Origin of the sequence: Haloferax sp. S2CR25 (assembly GCF_031624535.1) — an archaeon.
GTDB classification, from domain to species: Archaea; Halobacteriota; Halobacteria; order Halobacteriales; family Haloferacaceae; genus Haloferax; species Haloferax massiliensis.
Genome location: NZ_JAMQOO010000001.1, coordinates 442,069 through 459,572, shown reverse-complemented (window position 1 = coordinate 459,572; position 17,504 = coordinate 442,069). Strand labels below are relative to the sequence as shown.

Below are 17,504 nucleotides of genomic sequence, written 5' to 3'. Positions count from 1 at the left end.
CCTATTCGTTGACACGTTCCGGAATATCGACCTGTCGGAATACGTGAACGTCGGGGGCGCTCGCGCGGGCCGATTCGCCGATTGAATAACCGCGGTGCATTAGACTGTCAATTGAAAGTACGTCATTGCATAACAATGCACTTGAATTATAACACGACACAATTTTATGCTCTAAGGTTATTTATCGAACTACGATGGGAACTGATAGGTACACACCGCGGTCGTACGACGACATCGCCCCGGAGCAGCGCCCGACGCTCAAACAGGCGCTCGTTCCGGTGGTCGGACTCGTCGCCTTCCTCGGTCTCGGGTCGGCGTGGCTGGGACTCGACCCGCACATCCCGCTCGTCTGGAGTATCGCGCTGGTCGGCCTCCTCGGCCGGTTCGTCTGGGGCTACACCTGGGAGGACCTCTACGAGGGCATCGAACGCAGTCTGTCGATGGGGCTACAGGCGATTCTCATCCTGTTTACCATCTACGGCGTCGTCTCGACGTGGGTCGCCGCGGGGACGATTCCGACGCTGATGTACTACGGTCTCGACCTGCTGTCGCCGCAGGTGTTCCTGCCCGCGACGGCGCTTCTCGTCGGTATCGCCACCTTCGCCATCGGCTCGTCGTGGACCGCGGTCGGAACCCTCGGCGTCGCCTTCATCGGCATCGGCTCGGGGCTCGGCGTCCCCGAACCGATGACGGCCGGCGCGATTCTCACCGGCGCGTACGCGGGCGACAAGCAGTCCCCGCTCTCGGACACGACGAACCTCGCGGCCGCCGTCACGAACACCGACCTCTACGACCACATCCGCGCGATGCGAAACGGAACGGCCGTCGCGTTCGGCCTCTCGCTCGTCGGCTTCGTCGTCCTCAGCCTCGGCATCACCGGGACGATTCCGGCCGGCCAAATCGCCGATATTCAGACCGCGCTCGCCTCCTCGTACGACATCACGCTCCTCGCGTTCCTGCCGCTGGCGGTCACCTTCGGCCTCGCCGCGGCGGGCTACCCCGCGCTGACCGTCCTCCTCGCCGGCGCGTTCGCCGGCGCGTTCACGAGCGTCCTCGTGCAGGGCGCGTCGTTCGTCGCGGCGTGGCAGACGTTCATGAGCGGCACCGGGCCGGAGACCGGCTCCGAACTCGTCAACAGCCTGCTCGCCTCGGGCGGCGTCTCCGGCTCCGCGTGGACTATCGCCGTCGTCGTCGCGGCGCTGACGCTCGGCGGCCTGCTCGAACAGACCGGCGTGCTCGCGGTCCTCGCCCACCGCCTCCAGCGCGGGATTCGGAGCCCGCGCCTGCTCGTCGCCTCGACCGGCCTCTCGGCGATAGTGACCAACGCGCTCACCGCCCAGCAGTACATGAGCATCGTCGTCCCCGGCATGACGCTCCGCGACACCTACGACGAGTTCGGCCTCGACAGTTCGGACCTCTCGCAGGCCATCGAGTCCGCCGGGACGCCGACCGGCGCGCTTCTCCCGTGGCACGCCGGCGGCGCGTACATGGCGGGCGTCCTCGGCGTCTCGACGCTCCAGTACGTCCCGTACTACTTCTTCGGCTACCTCTCGCCGCTCGTGCTGTTCGCCTTCGTCCTCGCGGGCGTCGGCTTCTCGGGGAACGGCACGACCCGACCCGGCCCCGCCGCTGCCGCGTCTGACGACGACTGACGCGACGCGAACCCGCGCCGCGATACCGAACCGAAATCTCGGTTTTTCGTTACCGCTCTACCGCCGCTCTGAGCGCACGCACCTCGTCGCGGACGGCGGCCCACTGCTCGACCGTGCCAGGAATCTCGTCGCTATCGCGGTCGTCGCGTCCCTCGATTCGGTCGCGGACGGTTCCGGGGTCGTTCACGTCGTCGAAACGGATAGCGCCGCCACCCGCGGCCTCGACCGCGACTGTCCCGTAACCGAACAGCGACCCGGTGACGCCCTGCGAGAGCGCGCTGTTCTGGACGCGGTCGAGGGAGACGCGCTGGACCGTCCGAGAGAGGACGCCCGTCTTCCGATACAGCGCCCGGTCGGTGACGACGAAACGCGTGTTGGTGACGCGGAGGTACGACCACGCGGGCAAGAGGGGTCCGACGAGGGCCACGAGCGCGAGCGCCGGCACGTCGTTCACGACGGCCACGGCGGCCGAGACGACGGCGATCGCGGCTCCGACGACCGCGGCGGGGATGACGGTCTGTATCCGCGGGCGACCCGCCCAGCGGACGGTCTCGTCGTCGCCGCGGGCCAGCCAGTCGTCGACGGCCGCGACGGTCTCCGAGTCGGCCACTGAGTCGGCCGCCGAGTCGGTCGGGGCGGGGTCGTCCGGCGAGTCCGCGGGTCGTGAATCGCCGTCCGTCATCGCTCGTCGGTCGTCGCGTCGAACTCGAAGTCGCTCGGTTCGAGCGCGTCGGACGAGGCGTCGGAGTCGGAGTCGGTTCCGTCCCCGTCGGGCGCGTCGTCGCCCCCGGCCGCCTCCCCCTCACCCTCGACGGCCCGCCGAATCGCGCGGAGTTCGGTCAGGATGTCGTCGAGGACGGCCGCCTTCCCCTCGGCGTCGGTCTCCGGTCCGGAGCGGCGCTTGATTCGCTCGTTGACGAGCGTCTGGAGCGACTGCGGGTCGGCGACGTTCTGGAAGCTCATCTCGATGCCGCTGCCGCCGGCGGTGCTGATGTTGACGGAGCCGTAGCCGAACTGCGCGCCGAGGAACGTCTGGCTGTAGGAGGTGTCCTGCACCTTGTCGAACTCGATGCGCTGGACGCTCCGGGAGAGGACGCCCGACTTCCGGTAGAGCGCGTCGGAGGTGACGACGTAGTTCGTGTTCGTGTGCGAGAAGTACGACCCGACGAGGAGCGGAATACCCACGAGAACGAGCGAGAGCGGGACGCCGACGATGAAGGAGGGCACGAGGCTGTAGGGATGCGGGGTGTCGGCCCAGAGCACCTCTTCGTCGTCGTCGAGGGTGAGCCAATCGAACTCGGTGGTCATGGCTGACACGTTTCCGGCGGCGGTGGAATAGTGTTCCGCCGACTAAGGCCGCCGCCAGTGAGTGACGGTACCACTTACCACGACAATTCCGCCCGGTTGGGCAAACCATTTTACGGATGCCCGCAACGGGGTTTCCATGGACAAGCAGTCACTGCTCGACTTGCTGCGTCACGACGCTCGCGAGAGCGTAGATGACATCGCCCGCCAGCTGGGCGCAGACGCCGAAGCAGTGGCAGCAGCGCTCGAAGAACTCGAAGACGACGGGGTCATCCGCGGCTATCAGGCGGTCGTCGACTGGAACAGCGTCGACGAGGAACACGTTCGCGCGCAGGTCGAAGTCGACGTGGAACTCGACCGCGAGACGGGCTACGAGGAGATTGCCCGCCGCATCGCGCGGTTCCCCGAGGTCGCCACGCTCAGACTCGTCTCCGGCGACTACGACTTCTTCATCGAGGTCGAAGGCGAGTCGATGCACGCCGTCTCGAACTTCGTCTCCGAGCGCATCGCCCCCATCCCCGAGGTCACGAAGACGGTCACGCACTTCGTGATGGACTCCTACAAGGAGGAGGGCATCGAACTCGGCGACGGCGACGACGACGACCGGCTGTCTGTGTCGCCATGACGCTCGGCGACCAGCTCTCGGACCGCGTCGAACAGGTGCCGCCGTCGGGGATTCGGAAGTTCTTCGAGCTCGCCGAGGAGGTCGACGACGTCATCTCCCTCGGCGTCGGCGAACCCGACTTCTCCGCGCCGTGGGCCGCTCGGACCGCCGCCATCGACTCGCTCGAACGCGGCAAGACCTCCTACACGTCGAACCGCGGGATGCGCGAACTCCGCGAGGCCATCTCGGAGCGCGTCACCCGCTACGGGCAGGAGTACGACCCCGAAGACGAGATTATCGTCACGACGGGCGCGAGCGAGGCCGTCGACCTCGCGTTCCGGGCGTTCGTCGACCCCGGCGACGTGGTGGCGATTCCCCAGCCGTCGTACATCTCGTACACGCCGGGGGCCATCTTCGCCGGTGGCGAGCCGCTACCGGTTCCGACCCGCGCCGAAGACGAGTTCAAGCTCACTCCCGAGGCGCTCGAAGCCGCCGGGGCCGACGAGGCCGACGTGTTGGTGCTTTGCTACCCGAACAACCCGACCGGCGCGGTGATGACCGACGACGAACTCGCCGACGTGGCCTCGTTCGTCAGGGACCACGACCTCGTCGTGCTCTCCGACGAAATCTACTCGGACCTCCGGTACGAGGACGACCACGCCTCCATCGCCACCCAGCCCGGGATGCGCGAGCGGACCATCGTGTTCAACGGCTTCTCGAAGGCCTACGCGATGACCGGCCTGCGCCTCGGCTACGCCATGGCTCCGGCGGGAGCCATCGACGCGATGAACAAGGTCCACCAGTACGCGATGCTGTCGGCGCCCACGACGGCGCAGTACGCGGCGCTCGAAGCCCTGCGGTCCTGCGACGACTCCGTCGAGGAGATGCGCCGCGAGTACGACCGCCGCCGGCGGTTCGTCCTCGCCCGCTTCGAGGAGATGGGACTCGACTGCTTCGAGGCGAAGGGCGCGTTCTACGTCTTCCCCGAGGCCCCCGACGGCGACGACGAGGCGTTCGCCGAGGGCCTCCTCGAAGAACAGAACGTCGCGCTCGTCCCCGGAAGCGTCTTCGGCGAGGGCGGCGCGGGCCACCTCCGCGTCTCCTACGCGACGGGGATGCGCGAACTCCGCGAGGCGATGGACCGCATCGAAGCGTACGTCAGCGACTGAGCCGACCGGACGACACCCGCACCCCCTTTTTCCCGAACGAGCGCCGCACCAAAGTATGCGAAGCATTCACACGGTTGGGGCGCGTACGTTCAGCGATGTACGACGAGATCCTGCTCCCCGTCGACGGGAGTCCGACGGCCGAACAGGCGGCGCCGCACGTGTTCGACCTCGCCGAGCGGTACGACGCGACGGTCCACGTGCTGTTCGTCGTGAACACCACGCGGGACAACGCGGGTATCGTCGGCGGGCCGGTCCTCGAAACGCTGGAACAGGAGGGCAAACGCGTCGTCGATGAGGTCACAGCACGCGGCGAGAGCCGCGGTATCGAGACGGTCGGGGCCGTGCGTCGGGGCGCGCCGCACGGCGCCATCCTCGACTACGCGACCGAACACGGCGTGGCGGTCATCGCGATGGCGACCCACGGGCGGACGGGCGTCGAACGCGTGCTCCTCGGGAGCGTGACGGAGCGCGTGGTTCGGACCGCGCCGGTCCCCGTGTTGACGGTCCGTGCCACCGAGTAGTCCGGGCGAAGCGGACACGGCGACTCGGCCGTTCGAACGGCCGTTGACGCCGCCGGGCGGAGTGTGTCATCGGTGCCGACCACTGTTGGCACATCTCGGGGGACCAACACGCAAAGTCTTATTAAATGTGGTTTCGTCGTTCGATACGAATGGTTTCGGGAGGTGACACGGACACCGCCGTGACGGAGGACACGTCCACGTTCCAACTCGGGCTGGACGACCTCAAGCGACGGGGGAGTGCGCTCCTCGTCGTTGGATCGGTTCCGACCGAACTCTACTCGCGTGCGTCCAAGCAGATGCTCGGCGCTCCCGACGAGCCGCGGCGTCGTCTACTGGTTCTCAACGGTTCGACGCCGCTCGACGACCGGCTCGATTCCGGCGTCGAACGCTCCGCGGAGTGGACGCGCGTGGTTCGGTACGCGACGCTCGAACGAAGCGCGGCGGCATCGCCGTCGCCGGCCGCCGCCGTGCCGAGTGCGGACGACACCTGCGAGCGCTGGATCGACGGCGGCCTCGGCCGACTCGGCGCGGAACTCGCCAACGACGTGACCGAGTTCGACACGCTCGCCGGCGGGCTCTCTCCGGCCGAACTCCGCGTCGCGTTCGACTGTCTCCCGTCGCTCCTCTCGCGGTACGACCGAGACCACGTGTTTCGGTTTCTCCACGTCATGACCACCCACGTTCGCGCGCGAGACGGGATGGTCCACGTCTGGTCACCCGGTGACCGCGAAGACGAGGTCAACCGACTGCTCGAACCGCTGTTCGACGCCGTCGTCGAACTCGACGTCGAGGGTTCCGAGGCCCGCCAGCGGTGGTGTCTCCGGCGGAAAGACGTCTCGTCCGGCTGGTTTCCGTTGGAGTCGTGAACTTCTCGCGACCAGTACGTTTTTCACCTTAATCGTGTCACATAGACACAATGGAACCGCCCGGGCAGGGCGAGCGGGCTGACGCGTCTTCCACGCTGGAAGTCGGCTTTTCGCTCCCTTCAGAAGGAACGGGGTTGGTCGTTCGGGACAACGTGGAACGCCACCAGTTCGTGCTCCGCACGCCGTCGCCGGTCGCGCCGGAACCCACCGACCGCCGTCGGTTCTCGCTTCCGACGGACGCCGCGGTCCGCATCGAGACCGGCCGCATCGGGCTGGCGGCGAACACGGTCGTCTGCGTCCGCGACGAGGCGGGATCGATGCTCGCGCAGGTCGACCAACAGGGGCGCGAGGAACTCGGGGCGGGAACGTACAGCATCGAACTCTTCGGCGCGGTCAAGACGTACCTCCGGGCCGACGGACCGCTGACCGTCGACGCGCGACCGTTCGAAACCGTGCTCTCCTTCGAGGACCCGCAGCCGGTGTCCGTCGGCGCGCGGTCGTCCCACGAGAGCCCGGCGGCGACGATTACGACGACCGACGATCCGCTCGACGTGATGGCGGCCGTCTCGGCGTTCAGTTCCGCGCTCAAGACCACGAGCGTCGAGCGGTCGTACCCGACGCTCCGGGGCCACCCGCCGCTTCTCGAACTGGGCGACGAACTCGTCGTCCCCGAAGCGCTCGACGTCCCCGAGACCGGCGTCCGCATCGAACTCCCGCCGACGCTTCGCCACGTGTTCGTGGCGACGCCGCTGGCGTACTACCTCGGCGCGCGGCTCGTCCCCGGTGACGCCCCGCGACTCGTCGCCGAAAGCGGGTTCGTCCACGACTTCGACGGCCCCCACGGCTTCGAGGAGGCGGTCGCGCGCGCGCTCAAGCGGATGTTCTTCCTCGACTGCGTCGTTCGGACGGAGGGCATCTACGACGTGCCGCTCCACGAGCGCCAGACCGTCGAATCGCGGACGGACATCGAGGTCAAGGAGTTGTACGACGCGTCGCTCGGCGAACGGCTCTCGGCGTACTTCGAGATTCCCTACGAGCGGATCGCCGACCTCCTCCCGGAGTGGAAACTGACGACGCACGTCGCGCCCCGGGCCGACAACATCGAGCTTCTCCCATTCGTCACGAACGACCTCGCGGTCGTCCGGACGCCGTCGGGAACCGAGGTTCACCACTCGGCGGTTCAGGCGGCGGTCGTCGACGACTTTCTCAGGGACGACGGCGACGGCGACGTCGTCAGGAGCGCGGGCACGACGACGCCGAGCGAGACGTACGTCAAACCCAGTTCGACCGATTCGGTCGAGCAGGCGTGGATCAGCGACGGGACGCCCGTCGGCGCGAGCAAGACCACGCCCGCCGCCTACCGGAACCGCCTTCAGCGGGAGCCGACGCAGGGTGACATCGGTATCACGGTCGTCTGTAACGACCCCGAGATGCTCGCCGAGACGGATATCGTCGACGAGGTGTACGGCTCGCGCGACGGACTGTCGTTCGACGTCGACGCCCACTACGACCTCAGCGGGGCGGCGCTTCGGGAGACGCTCGCGGAGCCGACCGACTTCCTCCACTACATCGGTCACATCGACGACGACGGCTTCCAGTGCCGCGACGGCAGGGTCGACGCGGAGACGCTCGACACCGTCGGCACGGGGGCGTTTTTCCTCAACGCGTGTCAGTCGTACGACCAGGGGCTGGCGCTCGTCGAGGCCGGCGCAATCGGCGGCATCGTCACGTTCAGCGAGGTCGTCAACAGTCAGGCGGTCGGTGTGGGGCGCACGCTGGCTCGCCTCCTCAACGGGGGGTTCCCGCTACAGGCGTCGCTGGAGGTGGTCCGAATCGACAGCGACGTGGCACACCAGTACGGCGTCGTCGGGGACGGGAGTCTCTCTGTGGTACAGTCCGAGAGCGGAGTCGCGGTCTACTGCGAAGTGTTCGACAAAGCAGACGGCCAGTTCGACGTTTCATACCGCGCGTTCAACACGTCGCGGGCGGGAATCGGGTCGCTGATCAGGCCCGCACTCACCGACAGTATGCCGTATTATCTCTCTTCTTCCGGCGTCTCGAACACCGAGCTGACTGAGGACGAACTCCGGGACTTCCTCGCGCTAGAACAGATTCCGGTCATCTACGACGATACCGTCTACTGGAACCGCGAGTTCCTTTCGTGATTACGGCCCGTAGATGACGCTGGTGTTTCCGGCCGCCACGCTGCCGGCCTGTGAGAGCAGGAGCGCGAGCGTGAACAGGACGCCCATCATGCGGGGGTTCTGACGAAGGTACGCGACCATCTGGTTGCTGTCGTCGGACATGTGCAGTTACCTCAAGGAGCGAGCTCAAAATATAATTTTTCGTGTGTATCTGATATGAAATTAAATGAATTAAGTGGGCGGGACTCGCAAGTAATCGTCAATCAGACGAACGGTCCCCGTGTGAGTGCGAGAAACGACCCGCCGGGTACGAAAAACGGCCCGTTAACCGACGAAGACGGCAGACAGAGAGAACGGTCGGCGTCCGAAACGGGCGGGCTCGTTCAGTTGTCGATATCGGCTTCGCCGCCGATGTCCCGGTACACTGCGGAGATTCCTTCGGTCTCGTCGAGTTGGCCGAGCGTCTCGTCGAGCTCGCGCCGTAGCTCGTTCAGACGGGCGGTGAGCCGCTGGTACTCCTCGTTTTCTTCGAGCGCAGCCTCGTCCTTTTCGGACTCTAACAGCGCCTTCTTCGACGCGAGGGAAAACAGGTCCTGAATGCCCACGTCGTAGGCGTTTCGTAAGATGAGGTTAGAGACCGTCTCGGTCAGCGCTTCGCGCGAGACTGGCTTGACGAGATAGTCGTCGAAGCCCATCGCGATGATGTCGAAGTCGGGTTCGACCGCGGTCACCATCGCGACGCGGCACTCGAAGCCACGGTCCCGGATCTCCGAGAGCGCCTCGTCGCCCGAGAGGTCGGGCATTCGACGGTCGAGGAGAACAACGTCAACCTCGTCGTCGAGCTTATCGAGCGCCTCGCGGCCGCCGTAGGCGACACGAACGCTGTAGTCGTTCCTAAGCCAGGTTGCGTACAGGTCGGCGAGGTCAGGCTCATCTTCAACGATGAGCACCAGTGGCTGTTCTGCGCTCATTGGTATTGTAGTGGTGTTCCGGGGACGCTCACGAAACTCAATGTCGTGCAGTGGTATATCAAAATACCTCTTGTCTAACGCCGTCCGAAACCGCGCTTGTGGGCACTAATTACCCCCCGGAGTTGTTATACATTCCGGCGAACCGAACAGATACTACCCGTCAGGTGTCCCCGAAATCGACTCGATAGTGATGCGGTTCGCCTCGACGTCTTCCAACACCGCACCCCACCCGCCGACGGTGTAGGTCTCGCCGTCGGCCTCGACGGTCAGACAGACCTGTCCCGCGAGTTCGGAAAACGACAACGTGTCCGTCGGCGTGGAGACCGCCGTGTAGTACACGTCCGTCACTTCGCCGGTGAACTCGATGGGGTCGCGCTCGTCGGTCTCGTAGCCCTTGATGTGGGCGACGATTCGGTTCCCGTCGCGGACGAGCGGTTCCGCGTCCTGAACGAAGTGTCTGATGTCGGAGTACACTATCGGCGGTTCGTCGGTCTGGGCGTCGTAGACGACGTCCCAGACCTCCCACAGCGCCGTCTGGAAGTACCAGTGGAAGACGTACGCCAGCGTGTAGTCGTCGACGAGGACGCCGTACTGGTTCACCGAGTTGTCGTGCGGCGCGAAACACGCGCCCGTCCGGTCGACGATGGCGACGAACGGCGTCGGCAGCGTCCGGTGTCTGACCTCCGTGGCGACCCCGCGGTACTCCCGCTGTGCGACCGGTTCGAGTTCGTCGGTCCGATCGGGGTGGAGCACGATCTTCACCAGCGCGCCGTTCTCGTACGCCTCCGCGAGCGCCGGCTTGAGCTCGTCGAACTGCTCGGGGGTGACGGACAGTTGGACCTCGCCGTCCGCCTCCCGAATCATCTCTTCGGCCCGGCTGAACACCGTCTCGAAGCGTTTGACGATGCTCAGCATGTGCCGGTCGACCGCGGGCTGTTGCCAGCGCGTCTCGATTTCCTCCGCCGCTTCGTCCAGTTGGACGGCGCGGTTCTTGAGGTCCTCCATCACGGATTTCGGGTCGCACGCCCGCGCGTGCAGACTGTCCTGTTCGTACGTCTCGATGTAGCCTTTCGCTTCGAGGTCGCGGAGAACATCGTAGATACGGGCGGTCGGCACGGCACAGGCGTCGGCGAGTTCGGTCGCGCTCGCCGCTCCGAGTTGGAGGAGCGCGACGTAGGCTTCCGCCTGATACTGTGACAACCCGGCGTTCCGAAGTGCGGTGCGTAGCTCCGCGGTATCCATCGCTTGTAGACGGACGACATACATCCCTATTAATTATCGCATGTTCTCGTCCCGCGGTCGTTCCGGGAGTCGAGTCGTTAGATTGCGAATGCGACGCGAGGGTGAGCGCGGCGGGACCCCGAGCGGTGTCCCAGAAAAACGCCGGCGTTCGGGAATCACGGCCGGAGCGCGGTGAAATCGGGGCAGAGACGGCAGAGACGAGAGAGACCGGAGAAACGCGAGAACGCGTTACTCGCTCGGACTGTAGTTCGGCGCTTCGTCGGTGATCATCACGTCGTGGGGGTGGCCCTCGGTCTGCCCGGCGGCCGAGACGCGGACGAAGCGGGCGCGCTCTTTGACCCCGGAGATGGTCTCCGCGCCGACGTAGCCCATGCCGGACTGCATGCCGCCGACGAGCTGGTGGAGTTCGGACGCGAGCGAGCCCTTGTACGGCGTCGCGGCCTCGACGCCCTCGGGGACGTACTCCTCGTCTTCGTTGTCCTCTTTGAGGTAGCGGTCGGCACCGCCGGACTGCATCGCGCCGACGGAGCCCATGCCGCGGTACTGCTTGTACTTCTTGCCGTTCATCGTGATGACGCGGCCGGGGGCCTCGTCGGTGCCGGCGAAGTAGGAGCCGAGCATGACGGCGTCGGCACCGGCGGCGACCGCCTTGATGGCGTCGCCGGAGTAGCGGATGCCGCCGTCGGCGATGACCGGGATGTCGTAGTCGGCGGCGACGTCGGCGACCTCCGCAACGGCCGAAATCTGGGGCATGCCGGAGCCGGAGACGACGCGGGTCGTACAGATGGAACCGGGGCCGATGCCGACCTTGATGCCGTCGGCGAAGTCGACGAGTTCGGCCGCGGCCTCGCGCGTGCCGACGTTCCCGACCACGACGTCCGCCTCGACGGACTCCTTGATGTCGCGGGCGGTGTCGATGACGTTGAGGTTGTGGGCGTGGGCGCAGTCGATGAAGATGACGTCGACGCCGGCGTCGTCGGCCATCTGCGCGCGCTCGTCGTCGAACGGGCCGACGGCGACGCCGCAGACGAGGCGGCCGTCGTCGTCGCGGGCGGCGTTCTCGTGTTCGCGGCGCTGGAGGATGCCCTGCATCGTGACGAGGCCGACGAGGCGGCTGTCGTCGTCGACGATGGGGACGCGCTCTATCTTGTGGTCGTACATGAGTTCGAGCGCGTCGCGGGCGGTCACGTCGCGTTCGGCCGTGATGACCTCGTCCGTCATGGCCTCGCCGACCTCGTCGGACTCGCCGACTTCGAGGTATGGGCGGATGTCCGTGCCGGAGATAATGCCGAGGACCACGTCGTCGTCGTCGACGACGGGCGCGCCGGAGACGCCGGCGCGCTCCATCATCTCGTCGACCTCGCTGATGGTCTGGCCGGGGTTGGCCGTGACCACGTCCTCGCGGCGGATGACGAGTTCGTCGGCGCGCTTGACGCGCTCGATCTCGCGGACCATCTGCTCGGCGTTCATGTTGCGGTGGAGCACGCCGAGGCCGCCCTCGCGGGCCATCCCGATAGCCATCCCGCTTTCGGTGACGGTGTCCATCGCCGCAGAGAGGATGGGAATGTTGAGTTCGACGTTCTTCGAGACGCGCGTCGACACGTCGGCGTCGTCGGGTTCGACGCGGCTCTCCATCGGGCGGAGCAGCACGTCGTCGAATGTGAGGGATTCGGGTACCCGTAGCTTCTCGGTGAAGGGTTCTCGGTCAGGAACGTCGTTCGCCATATCAAGCGTGGTTGCGGCGACGACAAAAGGGTTGCGAGATAGCACGGGCGTGTCGATGTATCGCAAACTATGTCGGCAATATGTACACGTGTGTGCTTACGCGGCCGCCGCGTCGGCGGGCGAGGCGCACAATCGGAACACGCGGCCGTGGCCGCGTCGACTGGATACGCCGGCACGACTGCCGAGGCACCCGTTCCTCGTCATGGTGTACCGAATGGCAATACTATCGTGAATAATCACCATGTTCACGAATGTGTATCCCAACATTTCCGAGATTTCAGAGTATATCCGACGAATCTTCAGCTACGCTTATAAATAAAGCAGAAATTTCTGTGTTGCATGCGGTCGTATCCCACACAACGTTTAATACTCCTGTCCTATTGTAATCTCGTATGGACTCCACGCGTCCCGCCGCATCGCGCATTGCCGGTCAAACGACCTCCGACTCCGGCATTCTCTTTACAGCGATGTGGCAGACATTTAAACGGGAGTTCAATATCGGACGAAATGGGCTTCGCGTGCGGAGCGCCCGCACCCCGCTGTCCGAATTGCGTCCCTATCGCCGCTTGGGCCATGGTGACGGCCAGTAACATCGAATGAGTGTCTCACGCCACCCAGTCGCCCTTCGCCTTGAGCAGCAGGTGGGGGGTGCCACCCGACTGCTCGCAACCGTCATGGGGCTGCCCCTCATCGACGGCATCTTCCCCGCGCTCATCATCGCGGGGGCGCTGACGACCACCGCGGGCGACCCCTCGATTACGGGCATCCTCCAGACCGGCCTGCTCATCTTCGGCGGCTCCGCGACGGTCGCGGTCATCCTCGCCGAGATGGACGGCACGCGCCGCGAACAGCTCACGTCCATCCTCCTGCTCGGCGCGCTGCTCATCCCCGTCGCGGTCGCCGAGGCCGCCCTCGCGGAGGTCATCGCGGAGGTCCTGTACTTCGAGCGGTTCCACCGGTTCGCCGGCCTCGTCATCCTCGCCGTGGCGGCGAAGACGGCCTCCTCGAAGGTCGGCGAGTACCTCCCGTCGCCGAGCGTCATCGTCGGCCTCGGCCTCGTTGCGAGCTTCAACCCCTCCGGCATCGAAGCTCTCATCAGCCCCGACACGAACCTGCTCACCGCTAACCCGGTGCGCCTCCTCAGCGCCGGCGCGGCGGCCGGTACCGGCGTCGGGTTCGCCGGGGCGGTCGCGCTGTTCGCCCCGCAACTCCGCGGCAACGTCGACATCGACCTCTTCCGCTTCGGTAGCTCGGTCGCACTCGGCATGCTGGCGCTCGAAGTGCTCGGCCTGATGCCGACGCAGGCGCCCGTCGCACTCGGCGTCCTCGCCGTCACCGCGCTGTTCGCGTTCGACCCCGGCTCCGACGACGCGGACCTCGACGAGTTCGTCGACGACGCCTCCGCCACCGAGTCGGCCACCCCCAGCGCCAACGCGAACGGGGCGGTCGCAGACGGCGGTGACGACGGCGACCTGACCGAGGACTACGACGCCCTGGTCGACGACGGCGCGGACGAGACCGACGACGACGGCTCCGGTCCGGGGTACGGCTACCCCGGCGAAGAGGAGTCCCGCGCGCCCTGGCTGTAACCCGCCGGGCGACTTTTTCTCCCGGCCGACGAACCCCGTCGCATGCGACGGAGCTTCGATATCCGAACCGAGCGCCGGCTTCAGGTCGTCGACGTGACCGACGAGGTCGAAACGGCGCTTGCCTCCGACTCAGACGGCGTCTGTACGGTCTTTTCGAAACACACCACCGCCGGCGTCTGCGTCAACGAATCCGAACCGCGACTGCTCGGCGATATCGAGTCGATGCTCGCCGAGGCGGTCCCCGACGACGGCTGGGACCACGACGACCTCGACGGGAACGCCGACTCGCACCTCCGGGCGCTCCTCGTCGGCAACGGCGTCTCGATACCCGTCGCGGACGGCGACCTCGACCTCGGCCGGTGGCAGTCCGTCCTCCTCGTGGAGTGCGACGGCCCGCGCACCCGGACCGTGACGGTTGCGACGCCCTGAGTCGACCCGGGGCGCGGCCTCGCAGGCATCGGCGGCGTCGAACCCGAAACCGACGCCGACCGCTGGCGGAGGGCTTACTTACTTCGGGACGGTTGCACGGGTATGAGCAACCGCGTCGTGCAAGGACGGATGGTCACGCCCGAGACGCTCGCCGAACTCGTCGAGGGCGAGCGCCCGATGGACGCCGAGCCGATTCAGGACGCCGACTTCGACTGCCCGGAGTGCGGCGAGAACGTCATCCAAGTGGGCTACATGCCGAGCGTGACGGAGTTCGTGACGGCCTACAAGTGCCAGGAGTGCGACTGGGCCGACGACGACCGCGACGAGTAGAATCGAAACCCCTTTAAGAAAAATCGCCATACGAGAGAGTGCAGACAGAGCGAATCGGGGCTGTGGCCAAGCCCGGCATGGCGACTGACTCCAGAGGCTTGGCGCCCGGGACGACACTCCAGCTGATATACTGAGCGACCGACTGATCATCGGTCGTGTTGACGACCCTCTGGAGTTCCGAGGTGCCCACCGGAGATATCAGTCGATCGGGGGTTCAAATCCCTCCGGCCCCACTCTAACCTTAATCCTTTCGCAGGGTTTTAACAAGGAGCAGAAGCGCTGTAATCGACCCTGTGACACGGGGGTGTTTCCCCGTGTCTGACTCTCCAAAACAGGAGAGTGACGACCTCGACGACGGGGACGGCGACCTCTGGTACGACGCCGAAGTCGACGAGTCGGAGCTGGGGAAGAAACGACTCGATGGACTCTCACCCGTGCCGACAGAGCACGGGAGGAAAGTCGCGTTCAACGCACTTCCTCCAGAGGCGTCGCGCGGGTCGGGACGCTACGATAACTACTGGACGGACCCAGACCCTCCCTACGAGCCAAAGAGTCACGTCATCGACGGCTCCTACCGGGAACCACCCGCGAAGGAGGACAGCTGGCGGCTCATCCGCTACAACTGTGGAAGCTGTAAGAAGCGGTGCCTCGTCGACCACGCCGAGCGTGCCGTGAAGCTCCGGCAGTGTAGGGACTGCGCGCGGGTTCCCGCCCTCGACGACAAGGTGAGAGACCACCGTCTCACCAGTCTGTTGTGGGCGCACATGGCCGCCCGAGATTCCACCGCAAGGTCCGGTGAGGCGACGACCGTCCTGCCCGCGCCGAGCGCCCCGAGGCGCGGGAGGGAGGAGCCCGCCGGAAGCGAGGGCTTGCCCCTCGACCCGGAAGCCGGGCCGCACCGAGGGGTCCCCGACCCCGAGGAACGTGAAAAGCCCCAGCGGCGTCTGAGCGATTACGTAGTCGCGGACGGCGGGGAGCGTGAGTAGCGATGGCGACCAGCCCACCGGAGGAGTCGAAGGGACTCAACCGGGGGCTGAGCCTTGGCCCTCCAAGGAGACTAACTCTGTAGAGGCTCAACGCGAGCGTTCACGGGACTCTGACGAACCCGACGAACTCGTACACGAACGAGTTCTAGAGTTCGCACAGAAGTACCCGGAACTGGCCGAGACGCCCCTGTGCGAAACACACGGGCGCAAGCTGAGACGCATCGTTACGGAAGCGGACTGGCGAGACCAGTGGGTCGAACCAGAACAGCCCACCGAAAACGCGTTCCAAGTGACGGAGCTAGCGAAACGTGAAGCCTCGACGTGGGCGGACGCTCTGAGTGCCTTCCTCACCGCGCACGCACGGTACGACGGACTCCGCGCCCGGTTCGCCAACGAGCAGGGCGACGAGTTCGAGATACCGCTGGTAGATGCGTGGGGAGAAGAGTACTCGAAGAAACAGTACGCACGGGCGATGGCGCTCCAGCGCCAGATGGCCGGTGGCGACCGACCGAGTGGCGGTGAATCAATCGCGGCGTGGGACTCGCCCGCGACCGCGATGCTCACCCTCACCGCGTCGTCGGTTCCTGACGGGACTCGGGTACCGCCGGTAGAACACGCTGACGCCGTACACGACTCGTTCTCGTACGACGGCGTGCGCGACACACTCCGCAACACGATGGAGTATCATCTCGGGCTCGACGCCGACCAGTGGGGCTACTGGCTACAGGCAGAGCCGCACGGAATGGGCGGCGACGGGAGCGGGATGAACGCGTGCTACACGCATCTCCACGTGGGCGTGTACTTCGATACGGAACCGCTGGGACTCGACGACGACCTGCACAGCGTCGGCTCCGAGTTCGAGCGGGTCATCGACAAACACGTCGAAGTGTGCGAGTACGCCGGTCGGTCGGCACACGACTACGATACGATAATCGACTACGTAGAGGAGTCGAACGGCTGTATCTCCCTGAACGCAAGCGTGGAGAACATGGGTTCGTACCTCGCGGCGTACATGGGCGGATACACCGAAGAACTCCTAGAGAAGCCAATCGAGTACCTCGCGTGGGGCTCGATTTACTGGTCGGCGGCGCGCCGTCGAACCTCACGCTCGAAGGTACTCACCGAAGCGATTGCCGCGGACGCCTGCGAACAGCGGGCTGAGTCCGACGAGTCGAACCAGACCGACGCGCATGGCGACGCGGTCGTGTGGGACGACGGCCGTGGCCCTGATGTTGTCTGCGAGTGCTGTGGTTCTGGATGGGCGATAGACCAGTCACGGCTCGACGCACCCGTCTCCGACGACGACCTGAGCGACGCCCTCGACGCCGAAGGAGAGTCGGACGAGACTGAGCGCGAGCTGACGCTGGCCGAACGCTGGCCGACCGCGACCGCGGCGGCGAGCGTCGGAGAGTCGACCACGAAGACTCGAATACGGAAGCGCGTCGAAACGGAGTTGAAGTACTGTGACGATGTACCAACGGTAGCCGAAATGCTCGGTCGGAACATGATAGACCCGAAGCACGCCGAATTCGTCGAATCGGTGATGCGAGGGGAGGACGACTCCGAACCGGAATCGTTCCGCCGGGCGTCGCTCGATTCCGAGTGGCACCTAGAGGCCATCGTCGACCGCGACGGCGAGGAGCACGCGCCGAACGGCGGCGGCGTCGACATGGCCCCGTTGAAGCTCCCGGTACAGCGCATCCTCGACGAGACGAGACTACGGCACAGTCTCGGACGTGGAGAGATGTGGCGGTGCTCGAAGTGTAACTTCGCGTACCACGACGACGGGACGATGCACGCACGTCACTTCGTCGGGGAGCACGGTATCACGGACCCAGAGAGCGCGGACCATGTACTGACGGTAGATGACTACTACGACGAAGACAGGGAGTGCATGCGGCACCCTGCAAGGGGGGTTGCTGAATTGTAAAATAACGTGAAACGTACATTGGCTTTACATTTGTTTAGTGC

The 17,504-nt window shown here is 65.8% G+C and carries 18 protein-coding genes and 1 tRNA gene; 13 read left to right on the top strand and 6 right to left on the bottom strand.

What is annotated here, in order from left to right; genetic code table 11:
- The first annotated feature begins 194 nt into the window (after positions 1–194).
- A complete protein-coding gene (gene nhaC, locus NDI65_RS02390) occupies positions 195–1,652 on the top strand; it encodes a Na+/H+ antiporter NhaC (protein ID WP_089778239.1) in 1,458 nt (485 codons plus the stop codon).
- A gap of 49 nt (positions 1,653–1,701) precedes the next feature.
- Here nhaC and NDI65_RS02385 read toward each other — a convergent pair whose 3' ends face one another.
- Together NDI65_RS02385 and NDI65_RS02380 are read right to left on the bottom strand one after the other, a co-directional pair.
- A complete protein-coding gene (locus tag NDI65_RS02385) occupies positions 1,702–2,334 on the bottom strand; it encodes a PH domain-containing protein (RefSeq protein ID WP_089778237.1) in 633 nt (210 codons plus the stop codon).
- Complete coding sequence (locus NDI65_RS02380) at positions 2,331–2,960, bottom strand: PH domain-containing protein (protein ID WP_310893369.1); 630 nt, start codon at positions 2,958–2,960, stop codon at positions 2,331–2,333. Before NDI65_RS02380 ends, NDI65_RS02385 begins: the two co-directional genes overlap by 4 nt.
- A 136-nt stretch (positions 2,961–3,096) precedes the next feature.
- Between NDI65_RS02380 and NDI65_RS02375 the strand changes: the two genes are divergently transcribed.
- The 5 genes from NDI65_RS02375 to NDI65_RS02355 all read left to right on the top strand — a co-directional run bounded on the left by NDI65_RS02375 (position 3,097) and on the right by NDI65_RS02355 (position 8,282).
- Positions 3,097–3,582: an Lrp/AsnC family transcriptional regulator gene (locus NDI65_RS02375; RefSeq protein WP_089778233.1), complete on the top strand. Its 486-nt coding sequence runs from the start codon at positions 3,097–3,099 to the stop codon at positions 3,580–3,582.
- On the top strand, positions 3,579–4,730 hold the full coding sequence (locus NDI65_RS02370) for an aminotransferase class I/II-fold pyridoxal phosphate-dependent enzyme (RefSeq protein WP_042663839.1): 1,152 nt from the start codon (positions 3,579–3,581) through the stop codon (positions 4,728–4,730). Before NDI65_RS02375 ends, NDI65_RS02370 begins: the two co-directional genes overlap by 4 nt.
- A gap of 95 nt (positions 4,731–4,825) precedes the next feature.
- The gene (locus tag NDI65_RS02365) at positions 4,826–5,251 is read left to right on the top strand and encodes a universal stress protein (RefSeq protein ID WP_089778231.1); all 426 of its coding nucleotides are present in this window, start codon (positions 4,826–4,828) and stop codon (positions 5,249–5,251) included.
- A 149-nt stretch (positions 5,252–5,400) separates the two neighbouring features.
- A complete protein-coding gene (locus NDI65_RS02360) occupies positions 5,401–6,117 on the top strand; it encodes a hypothetical protein (RefSeq protein WP_089778229.1) in 717 nt (238 codons plus the stop codon).
- 134 nt (positions 6,118–6,251) lie between these two features.
- On the top strand, positions 6,252–8,282 hold the full coding sequence (locus NDI65_RS02355) for a hypothetical protein (RefSeq protein WP_310893453.1): 2,031 nt from the start codon (positions 6,252–6,254) through the stop codon (positions 8,280–8,282).
- Here the strand turns inward: NDI65_RS02355 and NDI65_RS02350 are convergent, their stop codons facing one another.
- The 4 genes from NDI65_RS02350 to guaB form a co-directional block, all read right to left on the bottom strand.
- Entirely contained in the window at positions 8,283–8,423 is a 141-nt protein-coding gene (locus tag NDI65_RS02350) for a hypothetical protein (protein ID WP_167344118.1), read from the bottom strand. It lies immediately after the preceding gene.
- A gap of 221 nt (positions 8,424–8,644) precedes the next feature.
- Positions 8,645–9,232 (bottom strand): HalX domain-containing protein, encoded by a 588-nt coding sequence (locus tag NDI65_RS02345; RefSeq protein WP_042663842.1) that lies wholly within the window; start codon positions 9,230–9,232, stop codon positions 8,645–8,647.
- A 153-nt stretch (positions 9,233–9,385) separates the two neighbouring features.
- Entirely contained in the window at positions 9,386–10,474 is a 1,089-nt protein-coding gene (locus NDI65_RS02340) for a TrmB family transcriptional regulator (protein ID WP_310893365.1), read from the bottom strand.
- Positions 10,475–10,702: 228 nt separating this feature from the next.
- The gene (gene guaB, locus NDI65_RS02335; protein ID WP_089778223.1) at positions 10,703–12,199 is read right to left on the bottom strand and encodes an IMP dehydrogenase; all 1,497 of its coding nucleotides are present in this window, start codon (positions 12,197–12,199) and stop codon (positions 10,703–10,705) included.
- Positions 12,200–12,591: 392 nt separating this feature from the next.
- Here guaB and NDI65_RS02330 point away from each other — a divergent pair, with 392 nt between their 5' ends.
- The 7 genes from NDI65_RS02330 to NDI65_RS02300 all read left to right on the top strand — a co-directional run bounded on the left by NDI65_RS02330 (position 12,592) and on the right by NDI65_RS02300 (position 17,463).
- A complete protein-coding gene (locus tag NDI65_RS02330) occupies positions 12,592–12,789 on the top strand; it encodes a hypothetical protein (RefSeq protein WP_081603265.1) in 198 nt (65 codons plus the stop codon).
- 84 nt (positions 12,790–12,873) lie between these two features.
- On the top strand, positions 12,874–13,788 hold the full coding sequence (locus NDI65_RS02325; protein ID WP_089778221.1) for a DUF5794 domain-containing protein: 915 nt from the start codon (positions 12,874–12,876) through the stop codon (positions 13,786–13,788).
- A gap of 42 nt (positions 13,789–13,830) precedes the next feature.
- Positions 13,831–14,217, top strand: a complete 387-nt coding sequence (locus tag NDI65_RS02320; RefSeq protein ID WP_042663866.1) for a secondary thiamine-phosphate synthase enzyme YjbQ — start codon at positions 13,831–13,833, stop codon at positions 14,215–14,217.
- 102 nt (positions 14,218–14,319) lie between these two features.
- Complete coding sequence (locus NDI65_RS02315; RefSeq protein WP_013035372.1) at positions 14,320–14,547, top strand: DUF5795 family protein; 228 nt, start codon at positions 14,320–14,322, stop codon at positions 14,545–14,547.
- Positions 14,548–14,603: 56 nt separating this feature from the next.
- Positions 14,604–14,780 (top strand) — tRNA-Trp (locus tag NDI65_RS02310).
- A gap of 81 nt (positions 14,781–14,861) precedes the next feature.
- Positions 14,862–15,533 carry a hypothetical protein gene (locus NDI65_RS02305; RefSeq protein WP_310893360.1) on the top strand — a complete coding sequence of 224 codons (672 nt, stop codon included), beginning with the start codon at positions 14,862–14,864 and terminating at the stop codon, positions 15,531–15,533.
- Between the two features lie 289 nt (positions 15,534–15,822).
- Positions 15,823–17,463: a hypothetical protein gene (locus NDI65_RS02300; protein WP_310893358.1), complete on the top strand. Its 1,641-nt coding sequence runs from the start codon at positions 15,823–15,825 to the stop codon at positions 17,461–17,463.
- Positions 17,464–17,504: the final 41 nt, after the last annotated feature.